At 44.5% G+C, this 15,241-nt stretch carries 17 protein-coding genes and 1 tRNA gene; 4 read left to right on the forward strand and 14 right to left on the reverse strand.

Annotation, left to right across the window (positions count from 1 at the left end):
* Positions 1-20 precede the first annotated feature (20 nt).
* Positions 21-953 carry an ABC transporter ATP-binding protein gene (locus PO830_RS07430; protein ID WP_272852916.1) on the forward strand — a complete coding sequence of 311 codons (933 nt, stop codon included), beginning with the start codon at positions 21-23 and terminating at the stop codon, positions 951-953.
* Between the two features lie 3 nt (positions 954-956).
* Here PO830_RS07430 and PO830_RS07435 read toward each other — a convergent pair whose 3' ends face one another.
* The 9 genes from PO830_RS07435 to pdxA all read right to left on the reverse strand — a co-directional run bounded on the left by PO830_RS07435 (position 957) and on the right by pdxA (position 8,319).
* A complete protein-coding gene (locus PO830_RS07435; RefSeq protein WP_272852917.1) occupies positions 957-1,403 on the reverse strand; it encodes a GreA/GreB family elongation factor in 447 nt (148 codons plus the stop codon).
* Positions 1,396-2,097, reverse strand: a complete 702-nt coding sequence (gene mtgA, locus PO830_RS07440; RefSeq protein ID WP_272852918.1) for a monofunctional biosynthetic peptidoglycan transglycosylase — start codon at positions 2,095-2,097, stop codon at positions 1,396-1,398. The genes PO830_RS07435 and mtgA overlap by 8 nt, the downstream gene beginning before the upstream one ends.
* Positions 2,094-3,230, reverse strand: a complete 1,137-nt coding sequence (locus PO830_RS07445) for an NAD(P)/FAD-dependent oxidoreductase (protein ID WP_272852919.1) — start codon at positions 3,228-3,230, stop codon at positions 2,094-2,096. The genes mtgA and PO830_RS07445 overlap by 4 nt, the downstream gene beginning before the upstream one ends.
* Positions 3,231-3,310: 80 nt before the next feature.
* A complete protein-coding gene (gene accC, locus PO830_RS07450) occupies positions 3,311-4,666 on the reverse strand; it encodes an acetyl-CoA carboxylase biotin carboxylase subunit (protein ID WP_272852920.1) in 1,356 nt (451 codons plus the stop codon).
* Between the two features lie 79 nt (positions 4,667-4,745).
* Positions 4,746-5,246: an acetyl-CoA carboxylase biotin carboxyl carrier protein gene (accB, locus tag PO830_RS07455; protein ID WP_272852921.1), complete on the reverse strand. Its 501-nt coding sequence runs from the start codon at positions 5,244-5,246 to the stop codon at positions 4,746-4,748.
* An 18-nt stretch (positions 5,247-5,264) separates the two neighbouring features.
* Positions 5,265-6,263 carry a beta-ketoacyl-ACP synthase III gene (locus PO830_RS07460; RefSeq protein WP_272852922.1) on the reverse strand — a complete coding sequence of 333 codons (999 nt, stop codon included), beginning with the start codon at positions 6,261-6,263 and terminating at the stop codon, positions 5,265-5,267.
* 163 nt (positions 6,264-6,426) lie between these two features.
* Complete coding sequence (rpmF, locus tag PO830_RS07465) at positions 6,427-6,624, reverse strand: 50S ribosomal protein L32 (RefSeq protein ID WP_272852923.1); 198 nt, start codon at positions 6,622-6,624, stop codon at positions 6,427-6,429.
* 9 nt (positions 6,625-6,633) lie between these two features.
* Complete coding sequence (locus PO830_RS07470; protein WP_272852924.1) at positions 6,634-7,176, reverse strand: YceD family protein; 543 nt, start codon at positions 7,174-7,176, stop codon at positions 6,634-6,636.
* A gap of 78 nt (positions 7,177-7,254) precedes the next feature.
* Positions 7,255-8,319 (reverse strand): 4-hydroxythreonine-4-phosphate dehydrogenase PdxA, encoded by a 1,065-nt coding sequence (pdxA, locus tag PO830_RS07475; RefSeq protein WP_272852925.1) that lies wholly within the window; start codon positions 8,317-8,319, stop codon positions 7,255-7,257.
* Positions 8,320-8,379: 60 nt separating this feature from the next.
* Between pdxA and PO830_RS07480 the strand changes: the two genes are divergently transcribed.
* On the forward strand, positions 8,380-8,970 hold the full coding sequence (locus PO830_RS07480) for a riboflavin synthase (protein ID WP_272852926.1): 591 nt from the start codon (positions 8,380-8,382) through the stop codon (positions 8,968-8,970).
* Here the strand turns inward: PO830_RS07480 and PO830_RS07485 are convergent.
* The 3 genes from PO830_RS07485 to mce form a co-directional block, all read right to left on the reverse strand.
* Positions 8,951-9,178 (reverse strand): hypothetical protein, encoded by a 228-nt coding sequence (locus PO830_RS07485; protein ID WP_272852927.1) that lies wholly within the window; start codon positions 9,176-9,178, stop codon positions 8,951-8,953. The two genes, PO830_RS07480 and PO830_RS07485, sit on opposite strands and share 20 nt — an antisense overlap.
* Positions 9,179-9,394: 216 nt before the next feature.
* A tRNA-Ile gene (locus tag PO830_RS07490) sits at positions 9,395-9,468 on the reverse strand.
* Positions 9,469-9,541: 73 nt separating this feature from the next.
* Positions 9,542-9,946 (reverse strand): methylmalonyl-CoA epimerase, encoded by a 405-nt coding sequence (gene mce, locus PO830_RS07495; protein WP_272852928.1) that lies wholly within the window; start codon positions 9,944-9,946, stop codon positions 9,542-9,544.
* Between the two features lie 84 nt (positions 9,947-10,030).
* On the opposite strand from mce, the gene rbfA reads away from it, so the two are divergent.
* Positions 10,031-10,426 carry a 30S ribosome-binding factor RbfA gene (gene rbfA, locus PO830_RS07500; protein ID WP_272852929.1) on the forward strand — a complete coding sequence of 132 codons (396 nt, stop codon included), beginning with the start codon at positions 10,031-10,033 and terminating at the stop codon, positions 10,424-10,426.
* 1 nt (position 10,427) lies between these two features.
* Positions 10,428-11,633, forward strand: a complete 1,206-nt coding sequence (locus tag PO830_RS07505; protein WP_272852930.1) for an ABC transporter permease — start codon at positions 10,428-10,430, stop codon at positions 11,631-11,633.
* On the opposite strand, the gene dusB is transcribed toward PO830_RS07505, so the two are convergent.
* Both dusB and PO830_RS07515 read right to left on the reverse strand, forming a co-directional pair.
* Positions 11,630-12,622, reverse strand: coding sequence for a tRNA dihydrouridine synthase DusB (gene dusB, locus PO830_RS07510; protein ID WP_272852931.1), 993 nt, complete (start codon positions 12,620-12,622; stop codon positions 11,630-11,632). The genes PO830_RS07505 and dusB overlap by 4 nt on opposite strands.
* A 32-nt stretch (positions 12,623-12,654) precedes the next feature.
* The gene (locus PO830_RS07515) at positions 12,655-15,063 is read right to left on the reverse strand and encodes an outer membrane beta-barrel protein (RefSeq protein ID WP_272852932.1); all 2,409 of its coding nucleotides are present in this window, start codon (positions 15,061-15,063) and stop codon (positions 12,655-12,657) included.
* Positions 15,064-15,241: the final 178 nt, after the last annotated feature.

Genomic DNA, 15,241 nt, shown 5'->3' on the forward strand with positions numbered 1-15,241 from the left:
CTTTTTAATAATTTATAAGAATGCTGAAGGTTGCCATAGATGGCTTTGCATATAAAGATTCCCTTATTTTAAAGGAGATAGCATTCACGCTACCCGCTGGAGAGCATCTCGCTGTTCTGGGAGAAAGCGGTTGCGGTAAATCTACCTTACTACACCTTATTTACGGATTGCTTCCGTTAGAACAGACATCGTTATCGTGGAAGGGCGAAACCTTGCTAGGACCCTCGCACCACCTCGTCCCGGGAGAACCCTTTATGAAGTTGGTAGCACAAGAGCCCAATGTGATGCCATTTACCACGGTGGAAGAAAATGTGGGTGACTTTTTAAGTGGTCAGTCCTTTCCGGAAGAGACGCAGCGAATCGAAGAGTTATTAAAGGTTGTGGAGCTTTCAGAATATCGAAACGTTTTGGTAAAAACCTTGAGCGGCGGACAAAAACAACGGGTAGCATTGGCTCGAGCCTTGGCCAAGAAACCAGAATTGCTGTTACTTGACGAGCCTTTTAGTCATATTGATACCTTTCGAAAAAACAAACTCAGACGGCAGTTATACCAATACCTAAAAAAGAATACCATCAGCTGCATCACCGCAACCCACGATGCTCAGGAGGCGTTAGCCTTTTCCGACCGAATCCTAATGTTGCGACAAGGCACCATAGAAGTGCTCGCTACTCCCGAACACTTGTATCATAATGTAGCGAATGCCTATCAAGCTGGATTCTTTGATGAAGTCACCGTCCTTCCTGAAACCCATTATCCTAATGCGGTAAAGCGGGTACTACTCCCAAACGATTGGGCAGTAACCGCGGAAAGAACTCCATATAAAGTACAGGTATTGCGCTCGTATTTCCGGGGAACTGATTATTTGATTGAAGCTGTTTTGGAAGAACTTCCCGTTTATTTTAGTCACATGGAAGCCCTTGAACCAAGTGAGGTCTATTTAAAATTTCGTTAGCTTTTACAGCAATTGACGTATTAGTACATTACGACCGTTACAGGAAACCGAGTTGCCTTCCTGTTGGCCAAGCAGGGCTTTTCCCATAGGTGACTGAACAGAAATGCAATAGTAAGTATCGCCCTTCATTTCGATAGCCCCTACGGAAGCACTCAAGAAATAGTTTCCTGCATCGGTGATCACGACACTTCCGTGCCTAATGTGAGCTGAATCCCCAGATAAATCAATGCGCTTGAGCACCGCCTGTGTTTTTTCAATCTCCGCCAATTGCTTTCCTAGGTTCTCCCGGTCTAATTGCAACATTGCCCTTCCGGTTTCATGTTTATCCCCGGCACTGCTCTTCGTAGCTTGTTGAAGTGATTCTACGATGGCCGCTAGGCGTTTTTCTACGCTCTCTTTCTTCTGCTGTACGTGAAGAAAACAGGCTTGTAAAAGATCCTTTTTATTCATCTTGGGAGTCATCGGGTTTGGGGTTGAGTGAAAAGCTACCATAATTCTTCATCTGCCGCTGAATCCAAGAACTGCGTTTTTGAATATAATTACTCGCCGGGTTAGCGCGATAGGTTCTGGGGTTTGGAAGAACGGCCGCAATGAGACTTGCTTCCCGTGTTGTCAATTCTTTAGCCGACTTTTGAAACCAGTATTGCGCGGCGGCTTCAACCCCAAACACGCCTTCTCCCATTTCAATACTATTGAGGTAGACTTCCAGGATCCGTTCTTTGCTCCACAACTGCTCAATCAGAAAGGTGAAATAGGCTTCCAGCCCCTTACGCAACCAACTGCGCTCCGGCCAAAGAAACACGTTTTTGGCGGTCTGTTGCGAAATAGTGCTCCCGCCCCTTAACCGTTTTCCTTCTCGGTTTTTTTCGTACGCTTTTTTAATCGCCTCGTAGTCAAATCCATTGTGTCGGATGAAATGCTGGTCTTCAGAACACACCACGGCAAGTTGTGCAGCCACGGCTATATCCTCAATTGCTTTCCATTCATGTTGAATTTCAGGATAATCGTCTTCTGAAAGACTGCGGATCGCCATTAATGGTGTATAAGGTACGGGTACATACTTGTACAAGACAACCCAAAGCAGGCTCAGTACCACGAACCAACCGATAGCTTTTAAAATGAATGTAAAGAGTCGTTTAATCATTTAGATTCCACCAAATTCGCAAGCTGAACCCCCACAGAACTTCCTATGGCTACGCCCATACCTCCCAATCGAATTCCACAATAACACCGGGGCGCCACTTTTTTAACAATTGGCTTTTTCTGTGGCCCCACCCCCATAATTCCGCTCCAGCGACGGTCTATGGAGAACGGTGCATGAGGTAGAATTGTTGTGCGCAATAAGGTCTCTAGTTTGTTTTGTACCAAGGAAGTAAGTCCGTTTTCCGTTGTCTCTTCTGCGGAAAAATCCAATTCTCTACCCCCTCCTAAAAGCAAACGATCGCCTACATTTCGAAAATAATAATACCCTCGGTCTAAATGGAATGTCCCTTGAATGGGCATACCTTTAATAGGGTTTGTAATGACTACTTGCGCTCTGGCCGGTGTAATATCTTCGGAAAGAAATTGGTTTGCGAAGCCATTCGTAGCAACACAAATGTTTTTTACGGGAATAACTCCAAAACCATCCAAAACCAGTTCATTTTGGCCGTTTTTTGATGAAAATGACTTGATTTCAGTATTATTTAGTAAATATATTCCCTTCTCGATTGCATTTCGCGTTAACCCATGAACCATCGCGCCGGGATGAAGTTGCCCCTCAAAGCGATTAAAAATTACTTCTTTATGAGTGTTTTGAAACGAAAAAGAGCTGTTTTTTATCAAAAAAAGGTTTTTTTCAGTAGAAATAGCGTGTTTTGCTAATTGATTGATGTATTCCATCTGTTCGGTACAGCGATCCCAGAGTACACGATCCTTATTTAGAAAAACTTCATAACCCCCTAGCTGCTGAAACTGGAGAACATCATCTCCCAATTGGTTCCGAAGAAACTGTAGTCCTTCCCATCGCTGCCGTAAGAGCGCAATCACTTCCTCTTCAGAATGCGTTTCGAGATCGGCCAAGATTTCTGATACGCTTCCAAAGCAAGCGAACCCAGCATTTTTTGTACTTGCACCATTGGGAAGCATGCCGCGTTCGAACACCACAATTTTAGCTTCTGGAAATCGCTTGCGCAATTGCAAGGCACAATTCAAGCCTACGATTCCACCTCCAATAACAGCATGATCAATATCTTCTAGCCATGTGTTCTGCTCCCAATAAGAAAGATGGTGTACCATGCGTGGTCATTAAAAAAGCATTCACCGGGTAATTCGCCCAATGAATGCTTCCGTGTTGTATTATTCTGTGTACCGTCGCTTTATTCTTCTTCCGGTACCTCGTTCATTTTCCAGTCATTCATGAAAGCCGTGGTATAGTTACCCTTTACATAGTCCGGGTGGTCCATGAGCTGCCTGTGAAATGGAATGGTTGTCTTAATACCTTCAATCACAAATTCGTCTAGCGCACGCTTCATTTTATTAATCGCTTCATCTCTGGTTTGCGCTGTCGTAATCAACTTTGCGATCATTGAATCGTAGTTCGGCGGAATGATATAGCCAGCATATACATGCGTGTCTAATCGTACTCCATGGCCTCCTGGTGCGTGTAGCGTTGTGATTCTCCCAGGGGAAGGTCTAAAATTGTTATACGGATCCTCCGCATTGATACGGCACTCAATTGAGTGGAGGTTGGGTGTGTAGTGCTTTCCAGAGATGGGCACTCCTGCCGCGACTAAAATTTGTTCCCGAATTAGATCGAAATCGATAACCTGCTCTGTAATTGGGTGCTCCACCTGAATTCGTGTGTTCATCTCCATGAAGTAGAAGTTTCGGTGTTTATCGACCAAAAATTCAACCGTTCCGGCACCTTCATACTGAATATACTCGGCGGCTTTCACCGCGGCTTTCCCCATGTCTTCACGAAGTTTTTTCGTCATAAATGGGCTTGGAGTCTCTTCCGTTAATTTCTGGTGGCGACGTTGGATGGAGCAATCACGCTCGCTTAAGTGACATGCCTTTCCGGTGCTATCTCCCACAATCTGAATTTCAATATGTCGTGGCTCTTCGATGAGCTTTTCCATATACATATCGTCATTCCCGAAGGCCGCTTTACTTTCCTTTCGAGCCGATTCCCAGGCTTCTTCTAGGTGTTCTTCCTTCCATACAGCACGCATTCCTTTTCCACCGCCACCGGCACTCGCCTTTAGCATCACAGGATAGCCTGTTTCTTTGGCTAATTTCTTGCAGGTTTCAAAGTCCTCAATCACCCCTTCACTTCCGGGAACACAAGGCACTCCCGCTTCCTTCATGGTGGCTTTGGCTGTTGCCTTATCCCCCATTTTCTCGATCATCTCGGGGCTGGCGCCGATGAACTTAATGTTGTGCTCTCCACAGATTTTGGAAAATCTCGCATTTTCTGATAGGAATCCGTATCCAGGATGGATGGCATCCGCATTCGTAATCTCGGCTGCGGAAATAATATTTGATATTTTCAAATAGCTCTCGCTACTAGGCGCCGGGCCAATACATACCGCTTCATCTGCAAAGCGTACATGAAGACTCTCTTCATCGGCTTTGGAATATACGGCCACCGTTTTGATGCCCATTTCTTTACAGGTTCTAATCACACGTAGTGCGATTTCCCCCCTATTTGCTATGAGTATTTTCTTAAACATATAGTTTCGTTTTTAGGAATCCGAAGCTACAAATCAGCAGCACTTGTAAATGCCGAAAAGCTTTTCGGAATCAAAACAGTTATGATGGGTCGATCAGGAATAACGGCTGGTCGAATTCTACCGGAGAAGCGTCATCTACCAATACTTTCACGATCTTTCCGGAAACTTCGCTCTCTATTTCGTTGAAGAGTTTCATGGCTTCAATAACACACAACACGTCGCCCGTCGCCACCGAGTCTCCCACTTCTTTAAAAGCCGGTTTATCCGGAGAAGGTTTTCGGTAGAAGGTTCCGATAATAGGAGATTTAACCGTAATGTATTTAGCGTCGTCATCAGCTGCGGCCTTAGGGGCTGCTTCTTCCGCTGGTTGTGTCGCCACAGGAGCTGCTGTTTGTGGAGCCGATTGCTGTGGGACCTGCATGGCGGGCAATTGTTGGATGTAGGTTGTTTCAGCCTTACCCTTGGCGTCTTTACTTTCTGTGCGTATGGTAATTTTTACATCATCCATCTCCAGTTTGACTTCACTGGCGCCAGACTTTGCCACGAACTTAATTAAGTTTTGAATTTCTTTTAATTCCATGTTTTTTTGGTTTAGTTTCTATGATGGGTCATACGCCCAGGTAACATACAGTGCTCCCCATGTAAATCCACCTCCAAAAGAGGCAAACACAATGTTATCCCCCTTTTTCAGTTGCTGTTCGTAGTCAACTAAACAAAGTGGGAGGGTTGCTGAGGTTGTATTGCCGTATTTATGAATGTTCATCATGACCTTCTCGTCTGGAAGATTCATGCGTTTTGCGGTTGCGTCAATAATTCTTCGATTGGCTTGATGTGGTACCAACCAGGATACGTCTTCTCCTGTTAGACCGTTTCTTGTCATAATTTTTTCACTGACATCGGCCATGTTGGAAACAGCAAATTTAAAAACGGTTTTACCGTCTTGGAAAACGTAGTGTTGCTTGTTCTGAACGGTTTCAATGGAAGGCGGCAACAGCGATCCGCCCGCATCGATCTTTAAGCTTTGTCGCCCGATGCCATCCGACCGTAAAATTTCATCTTGTACGCCAAAGCCTTCCGTAGACGGTTCAAAAAGTACCGCGCCTCCGCCGTCACCAAAAATGATACAGGTGGTTCTATCGTCGTAATCTATAATGGAAGACATTTTATCGGCTCCTATAAGGAGTACTTTCTTGTATTTCCCAGACTCAATGTAGCGTGCTGCGGTAGACATTCCGTAAAGAAAACTGGAGCAGGCCGCGACCAAATCAAATGAAAAAGCGTTTATGGCTCCTATTTGGGTGGCAACGTAAACGCCGGTCGATGCAACAGGCATGTCTGGTGTGGCTGTAGCCATAATCACCATATCGATGTCTGCTGGGTTGGTATTGCTTTTCTTTAAAACATCTTTTGCAGCCTCTATGGCAAGGTAGGAAGTTCCTTTATTGGCATCTTTTAAAATGCGGCGTTCTTTGATACCTGTTCGCGTGGTAATCCACTCGTCGTTGGTATCGACCATCGTTTCCAATATTTGGTTGGTAAGCACGTATTCAGGCACATAGCCTCCAACAGCAGTAATGGCTGCAGTGATATTACTCATAGAGTTTTCCGTTTCGAAATAGGCTCAAAATGAACCTAAAAGGCTAGAAAATTACTAAAAAAACCGCAAAAGCTGGGCGAAAATAGCTTTTTTTGGGAAAATATAACACAACAAAAAACTCTCACAAAAATGCGAGAGTTGTATGTTTATAGGGTTCAGAAGTTTATGCCTCTACTTCTTCGGCAGCGTCAATAACAACTTGGCCTCGGTAGTAAAGTTTTCCTTCGTGCCAATGCGCTCTGTGAAACAAATGTGCCTCTCCAGTGGTTGGATCAGTCGCAATTTGAGGAGCAGTGGCTTTGTAATGTGTTCTTCTTTTATCTCTTCTAGTTTTCGAGATTTTTCTCTTAGGATGTGCCATTACCTTCTATTATTTATCCGTTAATAATTTCTTTAATTCGTCCCATCGGGGATCGGTTTCATCTGCATCGCCTTTGGAATGCTGATCGGCATTCGGTTGCAATTCTTCTAGTTTTTTGAGTATCTCGCTATCCAAGGTGCCGTCCTCGACGCCAGGGTGGATTCTTTTCTGCGGAATAGAAAGCACTATCGATTCGTATACTTGCTGTTGAATGTTAATCTGATGGCTTCCATGTGGAAGAATGATAATGTCTTCTTCCGAATCATCATACATTTCACCATACTTCACCACAAAGTGATACGATCCGTCAATCTGTTGATCATACGGCTCATTGCTTACATCGCAAGCAACATTTACCACTCCATTAAAGGTTAACGTCAACTCTAGCAGGGTCGCTTTTTTTACTAAAAGCAGTTCCGCGTGAATCTTAGCTTCGTTAAATTCCTGATATTCAAAATGTGTAAAGAACGAATTGTCAATGTCAAAATCAAACCGGTGTTCTCCAACTTTCAATCCCGCGAAGGAGATCGTAAATTCTTTCAATTCCTCCATAATCTCTCCTTGGTTACACCATCACCTTGTCTATAAGGCGGGTGCAAAGATAAAAAAATAATTGAATGGAAAAGGCTTTTAGCTTCTCTTTTTAGAATGTGGTTTTTTCTTGCTTACCGGCAGCACATTTTTGCTGATTTTCTGGTATTCTTTCCGAGCCTTGTAAATGTCGATTGCTGTAAATACGGCTTCCTTAAAGGATTCGGGGTTGGCCTGATTCTTCCCGGCCACATCGAAAGCGGTGCCGTGGTCGGGCGACGTTCTGATTTTATTCAATCCGGCCGTAAAATTAACACCCTTTCCGAAGGCAAGCGTTTTGAACGGAATAAGTCCCTGATCGTGATATGACGCAATGATCGCGTCAAAATTTTTATAATTTCCGGAACCAAAAAAACTGTCGGCCGCGTAGGGACCCATGACGATTTTTCCTGTCTTTCGGAGTTCTTCCAGGGCAGGGCGCAGCACCTCATCGTCTTCTTTCCCGATAACACCATTATCCCCCGTATGTGGATTGATGCCCAATACCGCAATTTTGGGCGTGCGTATTCTGAAATCCTGAATAAGCGTATTGTAAATGGTTTGGATCTTCCTGTGAATTCGTTCTTTAGTGATATGCTTGGGCACATCTTTGACAGCGACGTGGTCGGTAAGCAACCCTACCCGTAGCGGTCCTGAAACCATAAGCATTAAACTATCGCCTTCGAGTTCCTGAGCGAGATAATCGGTGTGCCCGGGAAATTGAAAGGACTCAGATTGCACATTGGATTTGTGAATAGGGGCAGTGACCAAAACGTCAATCTCTGCGTTTTTCAATGCCTGTACCGCAGCTTTTAAGGAGCGTATGGCGTATGCTCCTGCGTTTTTGTCTTCTTCTCCAAGCGATACCGTCACGGATTCCTTCCAGACGTTCACCACATTGAATTTTTGATGTACTACAGACTTCACCTGGTCGATACCGTGGACGCTCAGGTCGATTTGATACAGCTTCTTATAATGCGAAATGAGCTTGGTATTCGCGAAAACAACTGGAGTACAAAGCTCTAGCATCCGCGTATCCTTGAACGTTTTCAATAAGATTTCGCTACCCACGCCGTTAAGGTCTCCTAAAGAGATTCCCACAACTATTTTCTTTTTCTTTCCCATAATTGTCGAAGCTATATGCTTACTTTTGTATCTCCTACAAATGTACTTAAAGGCTTTATAATGTTCACAGGAATTGTTGAAACAGTTGGAAGGGTAAAAAAATTGGTGTCTGAGCGCGAAAACCTCCACATTACTGTTGAGAGTAGCTTGGCGACTGAGCTGAAAATAGATCAAAGCGTGTCCCATAATGGGGTTTGTCTTACGGTGGTGGATGTCTCTGCAACAGTATATACCGTAACCGCCATACGGGAAACCTTAGTTAAAAGCAATTTGGGCGAACTGCAGAAGGGCAGCCCGATAAATCTTGAACGCGCCATGAAGTTGGGCGACCGATTGGACGGGCACTTGGTTCAGGGCCATGTAGATCAGACCGCCACTTGTGTGGCTATTGAAGAAGCTGCGGGCAGTACTATTTTCACCTTCACCTATGACGCTTCCAAAGGCAACATCACAGTGGAAAAAGGATCCATTACGGTTAACGGAGTGAGTTTAACTGTGGTCAATTCTGAAAAAGATCGGTTTAGTGTTGCCATTATTCCCTATACGTTAGCGCACACTACGTTTCGAGAATTAGCAGACGGAACACGGGTCAATTTAGAATTTGACGTGATCGGAAAATATGTTAGTAGAATTATGCAGGCGTATCGGTAGCGCTCCATCGCTTGTAAGCGATGTAGCCTCCGTAAAGAATAGCCAATATAATTAATGCAGGAATCCATCCATCCAAAGGTAGCTCTGGTGTGGTCCTTTGGGGAGGGGGTGGTGGTCCAGAATCAATACCGGTAGACTGTGCTAGCATAGCAGTGTTTGTCAAACCAGTGAATACCACGGTTAGTATGATTACGATTTGGGGTCGCATATTAGTGGGCTAAAGTAACAAAATTTTTTTAACAACAAAGAAAAAAATTAGTTATCAACGTTTTAACAGTATGTTTTTGATCGTGCAAATGCTTCCTAGAAACGAATTTTTTAAACTTCTAGTATATTTTCGTTACAGAAACAAGACATTTCAACTGCTCGCTTTTACATTCCTTCTCCCCATCGAACAGCGCATCAGTGGATCTGTCAATTATAGTGGTCCCACTTGGGCTCGAACCAAGGACCCCCTGATTATGAGTCAGGTGCTCTAACCAGCTGAGCTATGGGACCTAAAAAATAAGCTGCAAATGTAAAACTCTTTGCAATCACTTCAAATTATTTCCTTAAAAATGTGTGTACTACCTTATTCTCGTATCTCCTGACACAATTCTACGAGTACTCCATGAGCCGACTTGGGGTGTAAGAAGGCTACCCATTTATTGTCAGCTCCACGTTTTGGGCGTTCGTTCAATACCGTAAAACCTAACTCAGAGAGCCGGGCAATCTCGGCTTCGATATCCTCTACCGAAAATGCAATGTGGTGCACCCCTTCCCCGCGCTTTACAATCGATTTTGCGATCGCGCTATCTTCTCGGGTCGCTTCTAGCAATTCAATCTTGGTCTCTCCACACTGAAAAAAAGAAGTGGTCACCGCTTCGCTTTCTACTGTTTCCGATTTATATGGCGCCACTCCTAACAGGGCTTCGTAGGTTTTATTGGCTGACACAATGTCTTTTACGGCAATGCCGATGTGTTCTACTTTGTTCATAGGCTATATTATTCGTTCTGCTCAAAAATAAGAAGACCCAGCCGATCCTCCTACTATTCAGTGATATTGTCGTATTTTTGTAGCATGACAGAAAGTAATCGACAAAAGAAGATTGCGGGCGTATTGCAAGAAGACCTCGCACAAACCATCCAAAACTTGCTCCGACAAGCCGGTCAGCTTCATATCATTGTCACGGTTACAAAAGTTTCCGTGACGGTAGACCTTTCGGTTGCTAAAGTATACCTAAGTGTTTTTCCATCCGACAAAGCTGAGTCGCTGGTTTCTGAGATCAAGCAAATGGCGCCAAAAATAAAACATGACGTGGCGCAGAAAGTGAAGCATCAATTACGAAAAATGCCAGAGCTTATCTTCTATAATGACGATAGCCTTGACTATATTGAGAACATCGAAAAAGCGGTAAAAGGCAGTGAAAATCCTTTAGAAAACCCAGATCTTTTGGATCGCCGTAAGAAGAAATAGCGTGAGGTTCTCGCTCTACATCGCAAAGCGGTACTTGTTCTCAAAAAGCAGCAGCAACGCAATAAACATAATTTCTATTATCGCAGCAGTGGGTGTCATCGTAGGGGCAATGGCGTTGTTTATTGTACTTTCGGCCTTTTCAGGACTGAAAGATTTTAGTCTTCAGTTCAGTAATTTTTTCGATAGTGATCTAAAAGTGGTTCCCGCATCAGGGAAAACCCTTCGTTTTTCTGAAGCCTCTGAAGCTAAGCTGAAGGCTTTGCCTGGTGTCGCTTCTTATGCGCAGGTAGTCCAGGAACGCGTTTTCTTGCAGTTCAAAGGGAAGAACGCCATCGCTTCAATTAAAGGAGTGGGTGCTTCTTATGGTTCCGTAAAGCCGTTGGATAGTATCTTGGCGGTGGGACAGTGGTTTACGCCAGGTGACGGAGAAGTTGTTATGGGATTCGGAACCGCCTATAAACTCTCTATCGGCACGTACGACTACACCGATTTTTTACAGTTATATGTTCCGAAACCGGGAACGGGTCAAATTACAGCGCTCGATGCCGCCAATGCTTTTAATACCACTTCTGCGGTCGTTTCTGGCGTGTATGATGTGAATGAGGATGCCAATAATGCCTACGTTTTTAGCGATATCGAAACCGCACGGAAATTGCTTGAGATGGATGCGCAAACACTTTCCTCTTTAGAAATTAAGATGGCGCCCTCCGCCGATGAAGAAGAACTTCGCGGCCAGTTGCAATCTATTTTTTCCGAAGAGATTAGCGTGAAAAACCGCATTCAGCAGAATGATGCCCTGTATAAAATGCTAAATACGGAAAACATTGCGGTCTACTTGATTTTTACCCTGGTTATGATTATTGCCCTGTTCAATGTGATTGGGTCTATCATTATGATGATTCTCGACAAACGAAAAAACATTAAAACCCTTTATAATCTGGGGGCCACCTTAGGGGAAATCAGAAATATTTTCTTCTTACAAGGGGTATTAATGACCACCTTGGGAGGGATATTGGGTATCTTGCTGGGAATTGGCATCGTTTGGGGGCAACTTCAATTTAAGTGGGTGTATATTACGGCCACGCTTCCCTACCCCATGCAACTCACCTTGCCTAATGTTCTTGTGGTCTTCGGAACGATTTTTATCCTGGGACTTCTCGCCTCTAAAATAGCCGCCAGTCGGGTACGGGCTCCGTTGCTTACTTAGGCGAATTGATAATCTCCAAACTCCGCCAGCACCTCGTCGAAGGCATCAAAAACGCCTTGCGGTTCGTCGCTCGTTACCATTTTCATTCGAAACGGCTTGAAATTGGGGATGCCTTTAAAGTAATTTGTATAATGCCTTCTTGTCTCGAATACCCCTAGCCGTTCGCCTTTCCAGTCGATAGCCATTTGCAGGTGTCTGCGAGCCGCGTCAACCCGCTCCTGCATGCTTGGCGGGTCGCAGTGTTTTCCGGTGGCCATAAAGTGTTTTACTTCCTTAAAAAACCAAGGATACCCAATACTTGCCCTTCCTATCATCGCGCCGTCTAACCCATAGACATCTCGCATTTCGACCGCACGTTCGGGAGTATCGACGTCGCCGTTTCCGAAGACAGGAATATGCATTCTCGGATTATTCTTCACTTCAGCAATGGGTTTCCAATTCGCTTCGCCCTTGTACATTTGGGCTCGCGTCCGTCCGTGTATTGAAATGGCTTTACAGCCAACGTCCTGCAGCCGCTCGGCTACCTCAACGATTTTTATAGAGTCGTGATCCCATCCTAAGCGTGTCTTTACGGTCACGGGTAGCTTGGTGTGTTTTACCATCGCTTCCGTGAGAGACACCATCAGGTCAATGTCTTTTAAAATCCCGGCACCGGCTCCTTTTGAAACGACCTTCTTTACAGGACATCCAAAATTGATGTCGATGATATCCGGGCCGCTGGCTTCCACAATTTCTACACTTTTCAACATAGATTCCAGCACCGCTCCAAAAATCTGAATTCCAACCGGGCGTTCCTTTTCGTAGATGTCGAGCTTCATAACACTTTTTGCTGCGTCGCGAATTAAGCCTTCCGAAGAAATAAACTCTGTGTACACCACGTCAGCTCCTTGCTCTTTACACAAGGCGCGAAATGGAGGGTCGCTCACATCTTCCATGGGAGCTAACAAGAGCGGAAAGTCGCCCACATCGATATCGCCAATCATTGCCATGCTGCAAAAATAAGGAATTTGTAGGTAGTAAATTACTCCAATCGATCGCCTTCGTCGCTTTCAATAGTGCCTCGGTTGTCACGAAGACGCGCGTTTCCGAAGTTGTATTGAAACCCAACGCGAAATAATCGGGACGGTCCACGCGCTAAATAACTATTGTTCTGATTGTAATAACGAGAGGTTAAGCGAATAGGGTCGGTAAAAAAGATATCATCGACTCCCATGGTTAACGAAGCGCGATCGTCCCAGAAGGATTTTCGGAAGGAGACCGACAGGTTAAATCTATTTTTATACGAAAAAGAGCCCGCGATCAAATTAGAAAAGTAGTAGGCTACGATATCTGCCGTCCAATTTGCTTCTTTTGAAAGGGTAAGGCGGTGGAAGGTCTGACCGAAAAACCCATAGGTACTGTTGCTCGCCGTTTCTTGCGGACTCGCAATACTGAAAAATTCATTTTCAATGTAGAAGCTTGACGTGACCACGCTCAAATACCACCAGGGACGCACATACGAATTGTAGATAATATCAAGGCTGTACTGAAACTCTTCTATCAAATTGGCATCCACAGTAAAGAGCGTGCTGTTTTCGTTATCTTGAAATGTGAGTTTGTCAAGGTAATTTTTATGATGCTGGTAATACGCTTCAATAAAAAGTTTCCGTTTGTGGGCGTACTCCAGTGAAATCTTGTTTTCAATAGAAGGTCGAAGGTTTGGGTTTCCGCCGCTGAAATTATTTTCATTCAAAAAATATCGAAACGGATTTAAGCTCTGGTAGCGTGGCCGCTGAATACGTCGCGCATAGCTAAGACCTATCGTATTCTGATTTTTCAAGGTGTGTTGCACCGAAACATTGGGAAAAAGCTCAAAATACGATTGCGTATTGACCACTCCTAAGGATTGTGAATCTCCGTTTACATCGGTATACTCTGCTCTCAGTCCGAAAACCGCACTCCATCGCTCTCCTTCTTTAGAGGCTTCGGCATAGGCGGCATAAATTTTCTCCTGATACAAGAATAGGTCAGATAATGCGTCATTGAACTGTGGCGTGGCTTCCAAATCGGAATCAAAGAAATCCAAACCGCTTTCCGTATCGATATACGAATATTTGAGTCCGCCAGAAAACGACATCCCGCCAATCGAGGTAGTTACGTCGGTCTGACCACTAAAGATGGCTGTTTCCTGCAGCGCTTCCGTCCGAAAACGGTTGTTTCTAAGGATCGCATTGTCTGGCGAAAAATAACGTGTGTTCACCTGTTGCATTTGGTCAAACTGATACCGAATATAATTAACTGTGGTACGAAGGGAGGCCCCTTTATCATTTAGGGTGAGGTCGTGGGTCACAGCTGTGGAAAACGTCGCTGTGTCATTTTCTAAAAAGCTGTTGGTATTGAACGTAGAGTCGCGCTGCTGCTGGGCATTGGAGATAATCCCAAACACATCGTTCTGATATGTTTTGTCCGGCGATACCTGTCCGCTCACATTTAGATTGAGACTATTGGCTTCATTAATTTCGATATCTGCCACCAAGTTGGCCTGATGCGCGTAACTACGCGTTATTCTTGAAAAGTCGGTTTCCCAAAAACTCTTCGTACTATTATCTGGGTTAAAAAACTCAATAGCGTTATCATCTTGTTTCAGTTCCTTTCTCGGACTAAAACTATAGCTTCCGTACAGGTTTAGCCAGTTATTTTTATAAAAGTGGGAGGTAGCCACATTGTATTTGGCAAAGACCGCCTGTTCGTAGGTTCCGGAAACTGTTCCTTTATAACCAATAGCGATGGCTCGGGAGGTCTTAATATTGAGCGCCGTTCCCGCTTCCGCATCAAACTGTGCGGAAGGATTGGTAATGACCTCAATTTCTTTGATTGCTGAAGCATCGGTGTTTTGTAAAAGCGACGCCACTTCCGAAGCGGACAAGTAGACCCGCTTGTCGTTGATATAAATAACCGGCGTACTAAATTTGATCTGAATATCATTCCCCAACACCACTACTCCTGGCGTTTTTTTAAGAAGGTCGAAGGTATTGCCGGTTGCTAACGCCGTATTCTCTATAGTAAAAACAAGTTTTCCCGGTTCTTTTCGGAGTATCGGTTCTTTAGAAGTGATCACGGTCTCTCCAAGCTGTTCGGTGTTCTCGACTAATGTGATAGTTCCTAGCGGGTTGTCCTTCGGAAGCGAAAGCGAGAGCGTTTGGGTTTGAAAGCCGAGGTAGCTAATTTGTAACGTATAGGACCCTGAATTTACAGGCTGCAAGCGGAAGCTTCCGTCCTCATCTGTAGCGGTTCCCTGCAAGGATGTTTCGCCAGAAGCGTCAAGCAACAATACCGTCGCAAAAGATACTGGCTTATTGGCATTATCGACGACAGTTCCCTGTACGGAAACCTGCTGGGCATGTGACGTAATAAAAACACATAGCACTAAGAGAATGAGTGCTCGAGACATAAGTTTGGCGGTCTGTTAATCTTGCATTTAGCGGTGCAAAGTAATAACAAGTATACTTTAAAAAAGAGTGTTATTACAAATAATGTGGCTTAAATTGCCAAAAACGCACAGGAATTCTTCATCTGCTATCGTTTCCCCTCTTTTTCAGTTATATTTGCATCCTGCTTTCGACGGGAGT

Source organism: Altibacter sp. HG106 (genome assembly GCF_028561755.1).
GTDB lineage: Bacteria > Bacteroidota > Bacteroidia > Flavobacteriales > Flavobacteriaceae > DFVG01.

Bases quoted from the DNA above. Each gene is read 5' to 3' on its own strand.
- PO830_RS07515 (WP_272852932.1), bottom strand. From the start codon at position 15,063: ATGTCTCGAGCACTCATTCTCTTAGTGCTATGTGTTTTTATTACGTCA.
- PO830_RS07485 (WP_272852927.1), bottom strand. From the start codon at position 9,178: ATGCGACCCCAAATCGTAATCATACTAACCGTGGTATTCACTGGTTTG.
- PO830_RS07470 (WP_272852924.1), bottom strand. From the start codon at position 7,176: ATGGAGGAATTGAAAGAATTTACGATCTCCTTCGCGGGATTGAAAGTT.
- rbfA (WP_272852929.1), top strand. From the start codon at position 10,031: ATGACAGAAAGTAATCGACAAAAGAAGATTGCGGGCGTATTGCAAGAA.
- pdxA (WP_272852925.1), bottom strand. From the start codon at position 8,319: ATGGGAAAGAAAAAGAAAATAGTTGTGGGAATCTCTTTAGGAGACCTT.
- dusB (WP_272852931.1), bottom strand. From the start codon at position 12,622: ATGGCAATGATTGGCGATATCGATGTGGGCGACTTTCCGCTCTTGTTA.
- mce (WP_272852928.1), bottom strand. From the start codon at position 9,946: ATGAACAAAGTAGAACACATCGGCATTGCCGTAAAAGACATTGTGTCA.
- PO830_RS07430 (WP_272852916.1), top strand. From the start codon at position 21: ATGCTGAAGGTTGCCATAGATGGCTTTGCATATAAAGATTCCCTTATT.
- accB (WP_272852921.1), bottom strand. From the start codon at position 5,246: ATGGAATTAAAAGAAATTCAAAACTTAATTAAGTTCGTGGCAAAGTCT.
- rpmF (WP_272852923.1), bottom strand. From the start codon at position 6,624: ATGGCACATCCTAAGAGAAAAATCTCGAAAACTAGAAGAGATAAAAGA.
- PO830_RS07435 (WP_272852917.1), bottom strand. From the start codon at position 1,403: ATGAATAAAAAGGATCTTTTACAAGCCTGTTTTCTTCACGTACAGCAG.
- PO830_RS07445 (WP_272852919.1), bottom strand. From the start codon at position 3,230: ATGGTACACCATCTTTCTTATTGGGAGCAGAACACATGGCTAGAAGAT.
- mtgA (WP_272852918.1), bottom strand. From the start codon at position 2,097: ATGATTAAACGACTCTTTACATTCATTTTAAAAGCTATCGGTTGGTTC.
- PO830_RS07460 (WP_272852922.1), bottom strand. From the start codon at position 6,263: ATGAGTAATATCACTGCAGCCATTACTGCTGTTGGAGGCTATGTGCCT.
- PO830_RS07480 (WP_272852926.1), top strand. From the start codon at position 8,380: ATGTTCACAGGAATTGTTGAAACAGTTGGAAGGGTAAAAAAATTGGTG.
- accC (WP_272852920.1), bottom strand. From the start codon at position 4,666: ATGTTTAAGAAAATACTCATAGCAAATAGGGGGGAAATCGCACTACGT.